Here is a 15528-nt window from a genome sequence, read left to right as displayed (position 1 = left end):
AAGCGCTCGGTTCGGGTCTGAACCCTACCCCCAGGATTCAAGCGCGAAAGCCACGCTGCCGACACCGAGGGGCAAGGTGACCCGTCGAATCCTCTCCACCGCTCTCGTCAGCGCCGCCGCCGTCGCGGCCCTACTCGGCATGCCCGCGAACGCGGACGATCCTACGCCGACCGCCACGGCCTCGCCCGTGGCGACGATGGTGGAGACGGTCGTCACGCCGACCGCCACAGAGGCGCCCACCGAGGCGCCGACCGTCGAGGAGAGCACCCCGGCGCCGACGGAGGCCCCGACCGAGGTCCCCACGGAGACCCCCGCCGCCACCGAGACGCCCACGCCCGAGACGACGCAGACCCCTGCGCCGACCGCGACCGAGACCCAGACCGCCGCGCCCACCGCCCCGGCCGCGACCGAGACCGCCACCGCCACGGCCACGCCGGAGGAGCGCAAGAAGCGGTCCAAGAAGGACGCCAACCGCTCGAGCGCGAAGAACGGCCAGGCTCGCGCGTGCGAGGCCAACACCAAGAAGTCGACCTCGACCTCAGCTTCAGGCTGTGTCAAGGCCGACGACGGTGATCACGCCGGTCACGCCCACACGGTCTCGTCCGCCGCGCCGACGCCGCGTCTGACCAACGACAACGGCTCGCCCGCTCCGTCGAACCCGAGCTTCTCGCTCGCGACGCCCGGCCCGGCCAAGATCGGCGTGCCGAACTTCTTCATCGACAAGTTCCGGATTCCTCCGTTCCTGCTCCCGATCTACCAGGCCGCCGGCATGCAGTACGGCATCCGCTGGGAGATCCTGGCCGGCATCAACGAGATCGAGACCGACTACGGCCGCAACCTCAACGTCTCCAGCGCCGGCGCGCTGGGCTGGATGCAGTTCATGCCCGCGACCTGGAAGGCGTACGGCGTCGATGCCAACCGCGACGGCGTCAAGGACCCGTTCAACCCGGTCGACGCGATCTTCGCCGCCGCGCGCTACCTGAAGGCCGCCGGTGCCGAGACCGACATCCGCAAGGCCGTTTTCGCCTACAACCACGCCGACTGGTACGTCGACAGCGTGCTGATGCGCGCCCAGGTCATCGGCGGCATCCCCGGCGACCTCGTCGGCTCGCTCACCGGCCTCACGCAGGGCCGCTTCCCGGTTCGCGCCAAGGCGACCTACGCCGGCGCGCTCAAGGAGGCCGACAGCCACGTCAAGGGCTCCAACGCCGCCGTCACCGTCGAGTCCGACGAGACGCGCCGCAACATCGAGATCTTCGCCAAGGCCGGCTCGCCCGTGATCGCCGTCAACGACGGCAAGGTCCTCAAGATCGGGTCCAGCGAGCGCCTCGGCAAGTACGTGATCGTGCAGGACGTCTACGGCAACACGTACACGTACGGCCACCTCAAGACGGTCGCCGCGACCTACCCGTCGCCCAAGAAGCGCACGGCCAAGAAGGACGAGGGCGAGGACGCCAAGCGCCGCACGACGTTCGAGCACGAGTCCAAGGCCGACGCCAAGGCGCCCGCGAAGAGCGAGCCCGACACGACCGTCGAGGCCGCCCCGACGGCCAAGGTGCGCCTGTTCGCCAACCCGACGCGCAAGCACGCCCGCGCCGCCGGCGGCGACGTGCAGGTCTCGGCCGAGGACGGCGGCGAGCTCGCCTCCGACAGCGCCCCGCTCGGCCTCAACCCCAAGGACTTCGTCGCCAAGCCGCTGGTCAAGGGCGCGCGCGTCCTCGGCGGCACGACGCTCGGCCGCATCGGCCAGGTCAACGAGAAGGCGCCGCACCTGCTGTTCGAGATCCGCCCGGCCGGCCGCGGCGCGCCGCGCATCGACCCGAAGCCGATCCTCGACGGCTGGAAGCTGCTCGAGTCCACCGAGGTCTACCGCGCCAAGGGCAAGAACGCGCTCTTCGGCAAGGACGCGGGCGAGATGTCGATCGGCGAGATCATGCTCATGAGCAAGGAGAACCTGATCCGCCGCGTGCTCGCCGACAACCGGATCGAGGTCTACGGCTGTGGCCGCGGCGACATCCGCTCGGGCGCGATCGACCGCCGCGTCATGGCCACGCTCCTGTACCTGGCCAACTCCGGCCTCAAGCCCACGGTCTCCAGCCTCAAGTGCGGCCACGGCTACCTGACCGCGTCCGGCAACGTGTCCGAGCACAGCACGGGCACCGCCATGGACATCGCCGCCATCAACGGCATCACGATCACGCCGGGCACGCAGGGCAAGGGCTCGATCACCGACCTCACGATCACCCGCCTGCTGAACCTGCAGGGCACGATGAAGCCGCACCAGATCATCTCGCTGATGACGTTCAAGGGCGCGGACAACACGATCGCGATGGGCGATCACGGCGACCACATCCACGTCGGCTGGCGCCCGCTCTACGGCACCAACGAGAAGGCGGCGAAGCAGATCGACGCCATCCTCAAGCCCCAGCAATGGATCAAGCTGATCGACCGCCTGGGCGAGATCGACAACCCGACGGTCGCTGAGCAGCCGTCGAAGTACGCCGTGAAGGTCAAGCGGGCTTCACACTAAGATTCGCGGTCATGTCGACCGCGGACACCAAGGCCCAGATCGCGCAGGTCATCGCCGGCTTCCAGCACGAGGTGCCGGCGCTCGAGAGGCTCAAGCTGGTATTCGAGCTCGAGCTGCGCGGCCGTGGTGACATCCAGCTTTTCCGCGTCGAGGTCCCCGGGCCCAAGATCACCAAGGACATCGCGTCCGACGCGAAGGTCCGCCTGTCGATCCCGCGCGCCGAGTTCAACGAGCTCGCCAAGGAGAACACGATCCGCCACTGGCGCGAGAAGTTCGTGTCCGGCCACGTCAAGGCCAGCGGCCCGCCGGAGATCCTGAAGCTGATCGCGAACGTCGTGGCCAAGCAGGAAGAGCGGACGCGCACGCGGCGCTTGAGCGCCCGCAACCACGCGGCCTAGAGGGTGTAGCGTTCCCGGCGGCATGCCGCCGGCACTCAGCCTCGACCAACTGCGCACGGCCGTCTCGCAGGAGCGGATCGACACCGTCCTACTGGCGTTGACGGATATGCAGGGCCGCCTGCAGGGCAAGCGGCTGGTCGCGAAGCACTTCCTCGACGAGGTCGTCGAGCACGGCGCGGAGGCCTGCAACTACCTGCTCGCGGTCGACGTCGAGATGAACACCGTGCCGGGCTACGCCATGAGCTCGTGGGAGCGCGGTTACGGCGACTTCGAGATGGTCCCGGACCTGGCGACGTTGCGGCCGGTGCCGTGGCACTCGCGGACCGCGCTGTGCCTGGCCGACCTGCGCTGGGCGGGCGGAGAGCCGGTCGCCGCGTCGCCACGCCAGATCCTGCGCGCGCAGCTCCACCGGCTGGCCGAGCGTGGGCTGGAGGCGTTCGCGGGCACCGAGCTCGAGTTCATCGTCTTCCGCGACACCTACGAGGAGGCGTTCGAGCGCGGCTACCGCCACCTCAAGCCGGCCAATCAGTACAACGTCGACTACTCGCTGCTGGGCACCGCGCGGGTGGAGCCGCTGATCGGCCGCATCCGGCGCGAGATGACCGCCGCCGGGCTCGTCGTGGAGGACTCCAAGGGCGAGTGCAACGACGGCCAGCACGAGATCAACTTCCGCTACGGGCCGGCGCTGCAGACCGCCGACGAGCACTCGATCTACAAGACGGCGGCCAAGGAGATCGCGGCGCTGGAGGGCATGGCCATCACGTTCATGGCCAAGTTCAACGAGCGCGAGGGCTCCTCGTGCCACATCCACATGAGCGTGCCGGGGCTCGACGAGCAGGGCTTCGACCGCTTCGTCGCCGGCCAGCTCGCGTGCCTGCGTGAACTCACGCTGCTGTACGCGCCGAACGTCAACTCCTACAAGCGCTTCGCGTCCGGCTCGTTCGCGCCCACCGCGGTCGCGTGGGGCCACGACAATCGCACGTGCGCCGTGCGCGTGCTGCACGGGCGCTTCGAGCTGCGCCTGCCGGGCGCGGACGTGAACCCGTACCTGGCGCTGAGCGCCATGATCGCGGCCGGGCTGCACGGGCTCGAGCAGGAGCTGGAGCTGGAGGAGCCGGTCACGGGCAACGCGTACGTCGCCGACAAGCCGCGCGTGCCGACGACGCTGCGCGCGGCGCGGGAGGCGTTCGCGGGGTCGGCGGTCGCGCGCGCCGCGTTCGGCGAAGAGGTCGTCGCGCACTACCTCAACAACGCGGACGTCGAGCTCGCCGCCTTCGAGGCGGCGGTCACCGACTGGGAACGAGTACGGGGTTTCGAACGGCTGTGATCGCCGACTCCCTCTTCGCGCCGGTTGTATCGACCACCGCGTTCGAGGAGACGCTGGAGCGGCTCTCCACGGCCATCAAGCTGGGCCTGCTGGAGCCCGGCGCGCGGCTGCCGCCGGAGCGCGAGCTGTGCGAGCAGCTCGGCATCGCGCGCTCGACGCTGCGCCAGGCGCTGACGGCGCTCGTCCAGTCCGGGCACCTGGTGGCGTTGCGCGGGCGTGCCGGCGGCACGTTCGTGGCCGACCCACCGCCCGCGCTGCAGCCGCGCCCGGAGAGCCTGCTCTCCTGGCGTGAGACGTGCGACACGCGCGTGGCGGTGGAGCTCGGTGTGGCGGTGCTCGCCGCCGAGCGCGCAAGCGCGGACGATGTCGAGCGGCTGCGCGCGCTCGTGGCCGCGATGGCCGAGGACGTCGAGGACTTCGGGCTCTACCGCCAGGCCGACGTGCGCTTCCACATCGGGCTCGCGGAGGCCACCGGCTCCCCCGCACTGGTGGCGGCGATGACCGAGACCCAGGGCGCGATGGGCGACCTGTTCGCGCACATCGCCCACCCGCCCGAGGTGCTGGCGTGGGCCAACGCGCAGCACGGCCGGCTCGTCGACTGCCTGCGCCGGCGCGACGGCGCCGTTGCCGTCCGCACCATGCAGGATCATCTGCGCGGTTCAGAACACGTCCTAGCGGGGTTGTTGCCGTGACGTCCACGCCCGTGCAGAGCGACGACGAACGAAGGCTCGCAGAGCTTGGCTACAAGCAGGACCTCCAGCGCGCCTGGAGCGGGTTCTCGAACTTCGCGATCTCGTTCACGATCATCTCGGTCCTCGCAGGCTGCTTCACCACCTACGGGCAGGCGTGGAACAACGGCGGGCCGATCGCGATCTCGTGGGGCTGGCCGATCATCTGTGGGCTGATCCTGCTGGTCGCGTTCTCGATGAGCGAGCTCGTGAGCAAGTACCCGACCGCCGGCGGGATCTACTACTGGGCCTCGACGATGGGCGGCCCGAAGTGGGGCTGGTTCACCGGCTGGTTCAACTTGATCGGCCTGGTGGGTGTGGTCGCGTCCGTGGACTACGGGTGTGCGACGTTCCTGAACGCGACGTTCACGCTGTTCGGGGTGAACCTCGGGTTCATGGACTGGAGCGACACGTCCGGCGTGCTCGGTGAGACGTTCTTCCTGTTCGCCGTCATCCTGACGTTGCACGCGCTGATCAACATCTACTCGTCACCGCTGGTGGCGATGCTCAACAACATCAGCGTCTTCTGGCACGTGGCGGGCGTGGCCGCGATCATCGCGATCCTCGCCTTCGTCCCCGACCAGCACCAGAGCGTGGACTTCGTGTTCACCGAGACGATCAACAACTCGGGCTTCGGCGGCGGGATGTTCTGGTTCTACGTGCTCCCGCTCGGCTTCCTGCTGACCATGTACACGCAGACGGGCTATGACGCGTCGGCGCACGTGTCCGAGGAGACGCACGGCGCGTCCGAGGCGGCGGCCAAGGGCGTGTGGCGCAGCGTGTTCTGGAGCGGCGTCGGCGGCTGGTTCGTGCTGCTGGCGATCACGTTCGCCGCGTCCGACGTGAACGCGGTCAACGAAGGGCTCGGGTCCTCGCTGGCCGTATTCGGCAGCGCGCTGCCGGACGGCTGGGAGAAGATGGTGGTGGTGATCGCGACGATCGGCCAGCTGTTCTGCGGCATGGCCTGCGTGACCTCGTGCTCGCGGATGATGTATGCGTTCTCGCGCGACCGGGCCGTGCCGGGCTGGCAGCTGTGGACGCGGCTGAACCATCACCGGGTCCCGGCGCTGGCCGTGATCGCGTCGTGCGTGGCCGCGTTGGTGATGACCTTGCCGGCGCTGGAAGGTGACGAGGCGGGCGCGCCCTACGCGTTCTTCGCCGTCGTCTCCATCTGCGTGATCGGGCTGTACATCGCCTACGTGATGCCGGTGTACCTGCGCTGGCGGATGGGCGACGCGTTCGAGCCCGGCCCGTGGACGCTGGGCCGCAAGTACCGGTGGGTGAACCCGCTCGCGATCGTGTGGGTCGGGATCTGCGTGATCATCTTCTGCCTGCCGTTCACCCCGGCCGCCGTGCCGTGGCGCGACGAGTTCGACATCCGCTACGTCAACTACGCGCCGATCACGGTCGGGCTGGTGCTGCTGATCGTCGGGTTGTGGTGGACGCTGAAGGCCAAGCACACGTTCAAGGGCCCGGTGCGGACGATCGAGTTCGAGGAAGAAGGCGTCGGAGTTGAAAGTTAGGCACATCCCCTCCACCCCACCCCGATCATCCGACCTCACTCGCGGTCACGCGTGACGCGCCCAGTCATCGGCCTGTGCGCGGCCGTAGAGCGGGCGCGGTGGAGCGTGTGGGACGACGAGGCGGTGCTGCTGCCGCGCGGCTACATCGACGCGATCCAGCGCGCGGGCGGGTTGGCGATCATGCTCCCGCCCGACCCGGCGCCCGAGGAGGTGCTGACCCTCGTCGACGGCGTCATCCTCGCCGGCGGCGCGGACTACGGCGAGCGGCCCGACCGGGACGCGTTCGAGATCGCCCTCGGGCTGGCCGCGATGGAGCGCGACGTCCCGCTGCTCGGCGTCTGTCGCGGGATGCAGCTGATGAACCTCGCGCGCGGCGGCACGCTGATCGAGCACCTGCCCGACGTGCTCGGCCACGAGGACCACCGGGCCGTGCCGGGCGCGTTCGGCGATCACTACGTGCGGCTGCTCCCGGACTCGCTGGCGGCGCGCGCGGCGGGCGCCGTGTCACATCCGACCAAATCGCATCACCATCAAGGCGTGGACGAGATCGGCGAAGGCTTCGAGGTGACCGGGTGGGCGACCGTGGATGAGCTCGTGGAGGCGATCGAGGACCCGACGCGGCGCTTCGCGCTCGGCGTGCAGTGGCACCCGGAGGCGTCCGGCGGCGAGGAGATCGCGGCGCTGGTCGAGGCGGCGCGCGTATGAGGCTGCGGGACAAGGTCTGCGTGATCACCGGCGCGGCGGGCGGCATCGGCGCGGCGTCCGCGGCGCTGTTCCGCGCCGAGGGCGCGACCGTGATCGGCGTCGACCTGCGCGACGACTTCGAGGGCGTCGATCTCGCGCTCGCGGCCGACGTGGCCGACGAGGAAGCCGTGATCGGCCTGATGAAGCGCGCCCGCGAGGAGTACGGCCGCATCGACGTGCTGTTCAACAACGCCGGCATCTCCCCCGACGACGACGTCTCCGTGCTGGACACGACGCTGGAGGCCTGGCAGCGCGTGCAGGACGTCAACCTGCGCAGCGTCTTCCTGTGCTGCAAGCACGGGATCCCGCACGTGCTGGACACGGGCGGCGGCTCGGTGATCAACACCGCCTCGTTCGTCGCGGTGATGGGCGCGGCGACGTCCCAGATCTCCTACACCGCCTCCAAGGGCGCGGTGTTGGCCCTCTCGCGCGAGCTCGGCGTGGAGTTCGCCCGCCGCGGCGTGCGCGTCAACGCGCTCTGCCCCGGCCCGGTGGACACGCCGCTGCTGCGCGAGCTGTACGCGAGCGACCCGGCGAAGGCCGCCCGCCGGCTGATCCACCTGCCGATGGGCAGATTCGCCCACGCGCGCGAGATCGCCCAGGCCGCGCTGTTCTTGGCCTCGGACGACTCGTCCTACATCACGGCTTCGACGTTCATGGTCGACGGCGGCCTGTCCGGCGCGTACGTGACACCTGAGTGATCTCGGCGAGCGGAGCGCGCCGGGTACTGGTCGGCGACGAGCCGCTCCACCAGGGCCCGGTCGATCGCGAGCTCTCCCTCATGCATTCACAGGGAGATACCCTTCGCCGACGTGACCTTGTTCGAGGCGGCCAAGGCCGGGGACTCCGAAGCGGTGCAGGCGCTCTTGCGCGACGGTGCCAACGTCAACGAGCGCGAAGGCGCCGACCACACCTGCGCGCTGCACTGGGCGGCGGCAGCCGGGCATCTGGAGGTGGTCCGCGTGCTGTGCGACGCGGGCGCCGACGTCCACGGCGAAGGTGACGACCACGCGCTCGGCGTGATCGGCTGGGCGACGTGCTGGGAGCCCGCCCAGCCCGAGATCGCCGAGTTCCTGATCGAGCGCGGCGCGCGGCACCACATCTTCTCAGCGCTCGCGCTGGGCGTCGAGGACCGCGTGCGCGCGATCGTCGCCGAGGACCCGAGCGCGCTCAACCGGCGCATGAGCCGCAACGAGGACCATCGCCTCCCGCTGCACTTCGCGGTCGACCGCGGCCGGGCGGACATGGTCGAGCTGCTGATCGAGCTCGGCGCGGACCCGCTGGGCGTCGACGGCAACGGCCACTTCGCCGCCACCTACGCGCGCACGCCGGACATCGACCTCGCCGCGATGCGCGCCATCCACGCGCTGGCCAAGGCCGAGCTCGTCAGCGCCGACCGCGGCTCGCGCGCGCCCCGCGGCTACGAGATCGACGTGCTGGCGGCGCTAAGCGTCGGCGACCTCGAGGCCGCCGAGCGCTTGGTCGGCGCGATCGGCCCGGGCGTCCTGCACCTGATGGCCAAGCGCGGCAACCGCGAGGCGACCGCCTGGCTGCTCGAGCACGGCGCGAACCCGAACGGCCTCTGGACCCACTTCGGCAAGCTCGTGAGCCCGCTGCAGGTCGCGACGCGCTACGGCCACGAGCACGTCGCGAGCATCCTGCTCGAAGCCGGCGCCGACCCCTCCGGCATCGAGAGCGGCGACAACGGCCTGCCGCGCTCTGAGCCCGAGACCGTGAGCGTCGTGCTGGAGATGCGCGAGCACGACCCACACATCTCCGAGCTGCTGAACGCGTTCGAGGACGGCTGGGTCCAGGGCATCACGAGCCGCTCGGGCGTCGTCCGGCTCGAGCTGGAGACACCCGGCGGCACGTGGGGCGCGGCGGTCACGCTCGTCGAGGGCCGGCTGGAGCGCCTGCCGTTCGACTGGCGCTCGCACGCGCACTGCCTCAGGCCGTAGTCACCGTCATCAGGTTGCGGGCGCTCGGGGCGACGTTGATCGCGTCGGCGCCGAGCTTGGTGTCGACGTGCAGGAGGTCGCCCTTGTCGCCCCGGTTGACGAACACGCGCGCGTGCAGGCCCATCACGGCCACCTGCTGGCTCGCTCCGGTGACGGCGATGCTGTCGTTGCCGTTGGTGCCGTTGACGGTCACGCTGTCCTGCGCCTGATCGGTGGCCGTCGTGCCGCGGGACGGCGCCAGCTCGAGCGTGACGTGGTTGGTGTCGGAGCCGCTCAGGTCCTCGACGCGGACCGTGTCGGTCCCGGCGCCGGCGAGGATGTCCACGCGCTCGACGTCGCCCATGTCGACGTCGTCGCCGTCGCGCAGCACGCGCGTGCGACCGCCGATCGGCTCCACGCGGAACGCCTCGTTCAGGCCCGTGCCGTTCATCATCAGGAAGTCGGTGCCCGCGCCGCCCTCGACGATGTCGCGGCCGTCACCGGCACCCCAGGTGAACGTGTCCAGCCCTTCGCCCATGAGTGCGACGTCGGTACCGGAGCCGCCGATGATCTGGTCCTGCCCGGGCGAGCCGACGAGCACGTCCTTGCCGCTGCCGCCCTCCAGGAACGGCTGCAGCTTGTCCTTGGCCATCTTGCTCGCGTCGACCGTGTCGTCGCCGTTGCCGGCGAAGATCGGCAGGCGGTCCCCGGGCTCGGCGTTGAGGATCGAGATCCGCGCCGGAAGCCCTTCGATCTCGTGGAGGCCGCCGAGGTTGGTGACCTTGACGACGTCGGCGGCGGCGGTGCCGGTCACGGCGATCGTGTCCGTCTTGAGGTCGGCGGCGCCGAGCTCGGTGAGGACCTGGGTGAGCCCGGTGCCGCTGAGGTCGCCGACGGTGGTCGAGTCCGTGCCCGCCCCGGCGAACAGGTGGAGCGCCTCGGCGCTGAACCGGAGCGTGTTGAGCCGGGCGCGGCCGCCCGCGGGTTGAAGGTCGAAGGAGTCGTTGGCCGTCGAGCCGGACACGGTCACGCGGTCGGAGCCCTCGTCGCCCTCGAGCACCAGACCCGGCTGGATGACCGCGCCGCTGAAGCGGTCGTCGCCGCGGCCGGCCCGAACGACGACGTCGTCGGCGTTCTCCACGCGGATTTCCGCCGCGAGGCCGGTCACGCGCCGGGCCTCGCCGAGCGTGCTCACCGTGACGGTGTCGGCCCCGCCCGTGCCGGCGATGTCGAGGCCGTCACGCGCGCCGTCGGCGAGGCCGAGGTCGGCGTTCAGGCGCGTGACGCTCGTGCCGCTCAGGTCCCCGACGTCGACGAAGTCGCCGCTGCCCGCGGTGTTGATCTCGGCGGTCTCCATGCCCGCCGTGTCCGCGCGGGGGCCGAGGTCGCGGTTGAGCAGGACGCGGCCGTTGAACGCCTGCACGGTGAGCTCCTCGGCCTCGTCGGTGCCGAGCTCGCGCAGCGTGTCGGTGCCGCTCTGGCCGTCGATCGTCACGGCACCTTCAGCGTGAACGGCCGTGTCGTCCCCCGCGCCGAGGAACAGGGCATCGTCGCCGCCGCCCGGGTGCACCAAGTCGTTGTCGTCGCCGGCGACGACGGTCTCCGCGCCGGCCCCGCCGGTCACGACGTCCGTGCCGGCACCGGTCTCGATGCTGGTCGGGACCGTCGTGGCGAACGCGATCCGCACGTTGTCGTCACCCGCCCCGGTGCGGACCGCGATCCGCGTGACGGCCGGGCGCTCGAACGCGTCGTCGGCGATCCCGTCGGAGTTGAGGTCGAGCTGGATGGTGTCGGCCGTGGCGCGCAGCGTCAGCCGGTCGGCCGCGGCGTCGCCGTCGACGGTGAGCGTGCCGTTGGACACGGTGGAGACGACCGCCGCGTCGGCGGCGGCGGCCGGGGCGGCGAGCAGGATCGCCACGGTGAGGAGCAGTCGGCGCATCGGACGATCCTCCGCTGCGCCGCCCGCCACGCATATGGGGGACTTCCCCCTTCCGGATCAGCCGTAGTTCGGGATCTCCTGCACCGACCAGGCGTTGCCGTCCGGGTCGCTGAAGAAGACGAACTTGCCCCACGGGAACTCCTGGACGTCGCCGACTTCGATGCCCTTGCCGGTGAGGTCGGCCTTCGCGGCCTCGATGTCCTCGACCACGAGCTGCAGGCCCTTGAGCGAGCCGGGTTCGACCTCGGTCAGGCCGGTGCCGATCGCGATCGAGCACGCGGAGCCGGGCGGGGTGAGCTGCACGAAGCGCAGGTTCTCGTTGACCTGATGGTCGTGATCGGCGTTGAAGCCGACCTTGACGTAGAAGTCCTTCGCCCGGTCGACGTCGGAGACGGGCACCGCAACCAGCTCGAGCTTGTAGTCCATGAGCGGAACTCTACGGACCGTTGCGGTCAGTTTCTGTCCTTAATCCCGTGGTCAGACCGCTGCCGGTGGGTTCAAGGTCCGGATCGGCCCGCCGAACCCACCGGTATGAGCGCGAGCCGTCGCAACAACGTCCACATCACCGGCAACCCGGACGGACGGCCGATGGTCTTTGCCCACGGCTTCGGCTGCGACCAGGGCATGTGGCGGCGCGTGGCGCCGGCCTTCGAGGCGACGCACCGCGTGGTGCTGTTCGACCATGTCGGCTCCGGCGGCTCCGACGCGTCCGGGTTCAGCCCCGCGCGGTACGCCAGCCTGACCGCGTACGCGCGCGACATCGTCGAGTTCTGCGTGGAGCTCGACCTGACGGACATCGTGTTCGTCGGCCACTCGGTGAGCGCGATGATCGGCGTGCTGGCGTCGAACCTGGCCCCGGAGCGGTTCGCCTCGCTCGTGCTGATCGGCCCCTCCCCGCGCTACATCGACGACGAGGGCTATGTCGGCGGCTTCACCCGCGAGGACATCGACGGGCTGCTGGAGAACATGGAGACGGACTATCTCGGGTGGTCGAGCGTCATGGCGCCGGCCATCATGGGCCGGCCCGACGCGCCCGACCTGGGCGAGGAGCTGACCGCGTCCTTCTGCCGCTCAGACCAGACGATCGCGCGCCACTTCGCCCGGGTCACGTTCACGTCCGACAACCGCGCCGACCTCCCCAGGACGACCACGCCCGCGCTCGTGCTGCAGTGCCAGGACGACGTGATCGCGTCGATCCCGGTCGGCGAGTACGTGCACGCGCAGCTGCCCGACAGCACCTTCGTGCTGCTCGACGCCTCCGGCCACTGCCCGCATCTCAGCGCGCCCGCCGAGACGATCGACGCCATCCGCGCGTTCTCGCCCGCCGCGGCGACCGTCTGATGCCCCGCTCCGCGGTCGACGACCCCTCGCTCGAGGAGCTCTACGAGGACGCTCCGTGCGGGTACCTGTCGATGACCGCGGACGGCACGATCACCCGTGCCAACCGGACGTTCGCCCGCTCGCTCGGCATGGGCGCCGAGGCGCTCGTGGGCCTGCGGCTGCAGTCGCTGATGACCGCCGGCTCGCGGCTGTACGCGGAGACGCACTGGCGCCCGCGGCTCGACCTCGCGGGCGAGCTGCGCGAGATGCCGATCGATCTCGTCCGGCCTGACGGCAGCCGGCTGCCCGTGCTGCTCAGCGCCGTGCAGGTCGGCGACAGCGTGCGCGCCAGCCTCTTCGATGCGAGCGACCGGCGGCGCTACGAACGCGAGCTGGTGGCCGCCCGCGACGTCGAGCGGGCCGCGCGCGAGCGCGTCGAGCGGCTGCAGGAGCTCTCGGCCGCCTTGTCGGCCGCCGTCGGCGTCGACGCGGTGGCGCAGGCGCTCGTCGACACCGTGTTCGACGCCGTCGCGCCCGAGCACTGCGCCGTGGTGCTCGAGGGCGCGACCGTCCACGAGCGCAAGGAGCTCGTGGGCGCGGCCGGTCCCACGGTCGAGCGCGTGCTGGCGCTGGAGGTGAGCGGGCAGCGCATCGGCTCGCTTGCGCTCACCCTCCTCGGCGACCGTGCGCTCAGCCCGGAGGAACGCGTCTTCCTCGACGCCTGCGCCGCGGCCGGCGCGACGGCGCTGCGCCGGGCCGACCTGTACGCGCAGATGCAGCACCAGGCGGTGCGCGACCCGCTGACCGGCCTGCCCAACTGGACGCTGCTGCTCGAGCGGCTCGAGCATCTGATCGCGCGCTCGCGGCGCAACGGCGAGCCCTTCGCCGTGGTCGCCGTCGGCCTGGACAACTTCAAGCTCGTCAACGACACGCGCGGGCACGCCGTGGGCAACGAGGTCCTCAAGCTGATCGCCGCGCGGCTCTCCGGTGCCATCCGCGAGACCGACCTCGTCGCGCGCGCCGGCGGCGACGAGTTCATCGTCGTCTACGCCGACCTCGCCGCCGAGGAGGAGAGCGACGTGGTGGCCGCACGGCTGCAGGCGACCTTCGACGCTCCGCTCGTGACCTCCGACGGCGAGATCTTCGTCCGCGCGAGCATCGGCGTCGTGGCCGCCGGCACGCAGGTGCAGGACGCCGAGCGCGTCCTCGGGGACGCCGACGTGGCGCTGATGGCCGCCAAGCGCTCCGCCGCCGGCCGCCACATCCGCTTCGACAGCACGATGCGCGAACGGGCGCGCGAGCGCGCGCGGGTCGAGCAGGAGCTGCGGACGGCGCTCGTCAAGGACGAGCTGGTCGTCCATTACCAGCCGATCGTGTACGCCGACGACGGCGCGCTGAAGTCGATGGAGGCGCTCGTGCGCTGGGAGCACCCGGTCCGCGGCCGCGTGTCCCCCGGGGTGTTCGTCCCCGTCGCCGAAGACTGCGGGTTGATCGTCGACATCGGGCGCCATGTCCTGCGGACGGCGTGCCGCCAGCTCGCGGCGTGGCGTGCCGCCGGCGTCGTCGGCGAGGACGTCGGCGTCACCGTCAACGTCTCGGCGCGCCAGCTCGAGCAGAGCGGGCTCGCGGCCGACGTCGCGGCCGCGCTCGCCGAGTCCGGGCTCGACGCCACCCCGGCGGTGCTCGGCCTCGAGCTGACGGAGTCGATGCTCATGAACTCCCCGAACTCCGCGCTCGACCGGCTGCACGAGCTGCGCGCGCTGGGCGTCCGCCTGCTGCTCGACGACTTCGGCACCGGCGCGTCCTCGCTGGCGCGCCTGCGCCGCCTGCCGGTCGACACGCTCAAGATCGACCGCGCCTTCATCACCGGGCTCGGCCGCGCGGACAGCGACGACGACGCGTTCGTCGCCGCCATCACCTCGCTGGCCGCGGCGCTGCGGCTCGAGACGGTCGCGGAGGGCGTGGAGACCGACCAGCAGCTCGCGCGCCTGCGTGAGCTGGGAGCCACCAGCATTCAGGGGTTTCTGTTCTCCCAAGCCCTGCCGGCGGACGAGTTCGCCCGTGACTGGGGCGCCGCCCGCCGCTGAACGTCCTCAGCGCTGCTTCTTGGTGCGGGCGCGGATCTCCGAGCGCAGCATCGAGCCGCAGTCGCTGTACTCCTCGAGCTCGGTCGGGATGTTCTTGACCGCCTTGCGCAGGGCGCTGACCGAGTAGCGGCGGTCGATCCAGCCGTTGTCGGCGCAGTCGCGGAGGATCGTCTTCGTGCTGCGGCTGGAGCTGCTCAGACGGCCGTCGCCGCCGCGCTTGAGGACGCGGTTCAGGCGCTTCTTGCACTCCTTGGTCTTGGCCGACTTGCCCGACAGCGCCTTGATGCCCCGGCGCAGCTCGGACTTGGAGTACTTGCTGTCGATCCGCCCGTCCTTGGTGCAGTCACGCGCCGGTTTGGGCAACGCCGCGGCGGAGGCACTCGCCGGGACGGCGAGGATCGCGACGGCAACGACAGCGGCGGTGAAAAACCTGATCATGGGGACTTCCAACGTGCGTATTGCGCACAGGTTGCGTGTAAGCGGTGCGTTAGGTTGAACGCATGCCTCGTGACCCCTACCGCGTGCTGGGTGTCCCCTCGACCGCCTCGTCGGAGGAGCTGCACGACGCCTACCGGCGGCTCGTCAAGCTTCACCACCCCGACCGCAACGGCGGCTCGGAGGAGTCCGCACGGCGCTTCGCGGAGGTCCAGGAGGCCTACGAGGCGGTGCGGTCACGCCCCCGCGCGGCGCGCCCCCAGCAGCGGGCGGCGGACGCGGCCGACGCGGTCAAGGAGCGGATGGTCAAGCTCGAACGCGAGCTCCGGGAGGCCCAGGCGGCGCGCGAGCGCGCCCGGCAGGCGGCGCGCGACGCCGTCCGCGACGGCGAGCCCGAGCCGCGCGTGGCGGAGACCGACGACAGCATCGCCAAGATCCTCGGCGACCTGCGGGACGAGGTGTCCGGCAAGGTCGCCCAAGGGCTCCGGCACCCGGCCGTCAAGCGCGTCGGCGACCTGATCGACGACGCGATCTCGCGCGTGGACCGGCGCTGACGCCGG

General features: G+C 71.0%; 14 protein-coding genes. 11 read left to right on the top strand and 3 right to left on the bottom strand.

From position 1 onward, the window contains the following. Nucleotides 1–76 precede the first annotated feature (76 nt). From OJ962_RS08590 to OJ962_RS08555, 8 genes are all read left to right on the top strand, one after another. On the top strand, nt 77–2530 hold the full coding sequence (locus OJ962_RS08590) for a lytic murein transglycosylase (protein ID WP_202957330.1): 2454 nt from the start codon (nt 77–79) through the stop codon (nt 2528–2530). An 11-nt stretch (nt 2531–2541) separates the two neighbouring features. Then, on the top strand, nt 2542–2928 hold the full coding sequence (locus OJ962_RS08585; protein ID WP_202957331.1) for a hypothetical protein: 387 nt from the start codon (nt 2542–2544) through the stop codon (nt 2926–2928). 22 nt (nt 2929–2950) lie between these two features. Next, nucleotides 2951–4255 (top strand): glutamine synthetase family protein, encoded by a 1305-nt coding sequence (locus OJ962_RS08580; RefSeq protein WP_202957332.1) that lies wholly within the window; start codon nt 2951–2953, stop codon nt 4253–4255. Next, nucleotides 4252–4947 (top strand): FadR/GntR family transcriptional regulator, encoded by a 696-nt coding sequence (locus OJ962_RS08575; protein WP_202957333.1) that lies wholly within the window; start codon nt 4252–4254, stop codon nt 4945–4947. The genes OJ962_RS08580 and OJ962_RS08575 overlap by 4 nt, the downstream gene beginning before the upstream one ends. Next, a complete protein-coding gene (locus OJ962_RS08570; RefSeq protein WP_202957334.1) occupies nt 4944–6506 on the top strand; it encodes an amino acid permease in 1563 nt (520 codons plus the stop codon). Before OJ962_RS08575 ends, OJ962_RS08570 begins: the two co-directional genes overlap by 4 nt. A gap of 51 nt (nt 6507–6557) precedes the next feature. Then, complete coding sequence (locus OJ962_RS08565; protein WP_202957335.1) at nt 6558–7211, top strand: gamma-glutamyl-gamma-aminobutyrate hydrolase family protein; 654 nt, start codon at nt 6558–6560, stop codon at nt 7209–7211. Then, nucleotides 7208–7951, top strand: coding sequence for an SDR family oxidoreductase (locus tag OJ962_RS08560; RefSeq protein ID WP_202957336.1), 744 nt, complete (start codon nt 7208–7210; stop codon nt 7949–7951). Before OJ962_RS08565 ends, OJ962_RS08560 begins: the two co-directional genes overlap by 4 nt. A gap of 111 nt (nt 7952–8062) precedes the next feature. Further along, on the top strand, nt 8063–9208 hold the full coding sequence (locus OJ962_RS08555) for an ankyrin repeat domain-containing protein (RefSeq protein WP_202957337.1): 1146 nt from the start codon (nt 8063–8065) through the stop codon (nt 9206–9208). Here the strand turns inward: OJ962_RS08555 and OJ962_RS08550 are convergent. Next, on the bottom strand, nt 9198–11126 hold the full coding sequence (locus tag OJ962_RS08550) for a calcium-binding protein (protein WP_202957338.1): 1929 nt from the start codon (nt 11124–11126) through the stop codon (nt 9198–9200). The genes OJ962_RS08555 and OJ962_RS08550 overlap by 11 nt on opposite strands. A gap of 57 nt (nt 11127–11183) precedes the next feature. Next, the gene (locus tag OJ962_RS08545) at nt 11184–11552 is read right to left on the bottom strand and encodes a glyoxalase superfamily protein (RefSeq protein ID WP_202957339.1); all 369 of its coding nucleotides are present in this window, start codon (nt 11550–11552) and stop codon (nt 11184–11186) included. A 105-nt stretch (nt 11553–11657) separates the two neighbouring features. Between OJ962_RS08545 and OJ962_RS08540 the strand changes: the two genes are divergently transcribed. Then, complete coding sequence (locus OJ962_RS08540) at nt 11658–12467, top strand: alpha/beta fold hydrolase (RefSeq protein WP_202957340.1); 810 nt, start codon at nt 11658–11660, stop codon at nt 12465–12467. Beyond that, nucleotides 12467–14533 (top strand): putative bifunctional diguanylate cyclase/phosphodiesterase, encoded by a 2067-nt coding sequence (locus OJ962_RS08535; protein ID WP_202957341.1) that lies wholly within the window; start codon nt 12467–12469, stop codon nt 14531–14533. Before OJ962_RS08540 ends, OJ962_RS08535 begins: the two co-directional genes overlap by 1 nt. Nucleotides 14534–14539: 6 nt before the next feature. On the opposite strand, the gene OJ962_RS08530 is transcribed toward OJ962_RS08535, so the two are convergent. Beyond that, the gene (locus OJ962_RS08530; protein ID WP_202957342.1) at nt 14540–14971 is read right to left on the bottom strand and encodes a hypothetical protein; all 432 of its coding nucleotides are present in this window, start codon (nt 14969–14971) and stop codon (nt 14540–14542) included. A 62-nt stretch (nt 14972–15033) separates the two neighbouring features. On the opposite strand from OJ962_RS08530, the gene OJ962_RS08525 reads away from it, so the two are divergent. Further along, nucleotides 15034–15522, top strand: coding sequence for a J domain-containing protein (locus tag OJ962_RS08525; RefSeq protein WP_202957343.1), 489 nt, complete (start codon nt 15034–15036; stop codon nt 15520–15522). Nucleotides 15523–15528: the final 6 nt, after the last annotated feature.

This window comes from Solirubrobacter deserti (assembly GCF_027587175.1).
Lineage (GTDB): Bacteria > Actinomycetota > Thermoleophilia > Solirubrobacterales > Solirubrobacteraceae > Solirubrobacter > Solirubrobacter deserti.
Note: the sequence above shows the minus strand (reverse complement) of the source record. Positions and strands in the feature narration are given on the sequence as shown.

What these genes read in the sequence shown, in the direction of transcription:
- OJ962_RS08560 (WP_202957336.1), top strand. Translation starts at nt 7,208, where the DNA reads ATGAGGCTGCGGGACAAGGTCTGCGTGATCACCGGCGCGGCGGGCGGC.
- OJ962_RS08580 (WP_202957332.1), top strand. Translation starts at nt 2,951, where the DNA reads ATGCCGCCGGCACTCAGCCTCGACCAACTGCGCACGGCCGTCTCGCAG.
- OJ962_RS08545 (WP_202957339.1), bottom strand. Translation starts at nt 11,552, where the DNA reads ATGGACTACAAGCTCGAGCTGGTTGCGGTGCCCGTCTCCGACGTCGAC.
- OJ962_RS08525 (WP_202957343.1), top strand. Translation starts at nt 15,034, where the DNA reads ATGCCTCGTGACCCCTACCGCGTGCTGGGTGTCCCCTCGACCGCCTCG.
- OJ962_RS08585 (WP_202957331.1), top strand. Translation starts at nt 2,542, where the DNA reads ATGTCGACCGCGGACACCAAGGCCCAGATCGCGCAGGTCATCGCCGGC.
- OJ962_RS08540 (WP_202957340.1), top strand. Translation starts at nt 11,658, where the DNA reads ATGAGCGCGAGCCGTCGCAACAACGTCCACATCACCGGCAACCCGGAC.
- OJ962_RS08535 (WP_202957341.1), top strand. Translation starts at nt 12,467, where the DNA reads ATGCCCCGCTCCGCGGTCGACGACCCCTCGCTCGAGGAGCTCTACGAG.
- OJ962_RS08530 (WP_202957342.1), bottom strand. Translation starts at nt 14,971, where the DNA reads ATGATCAGGTTTTTCACCGCCGCTGTCGTTGCCGTCGCGATCCTCGCC.
- OJ962_RS08550 (WP_202957338.1), bottom strand. Translation starts at nt 11,126, where the DNA reads ATGCGCCGACTGCTCCTCACCGTGGCGATCCTGCTCGCCGCCCCGGCC.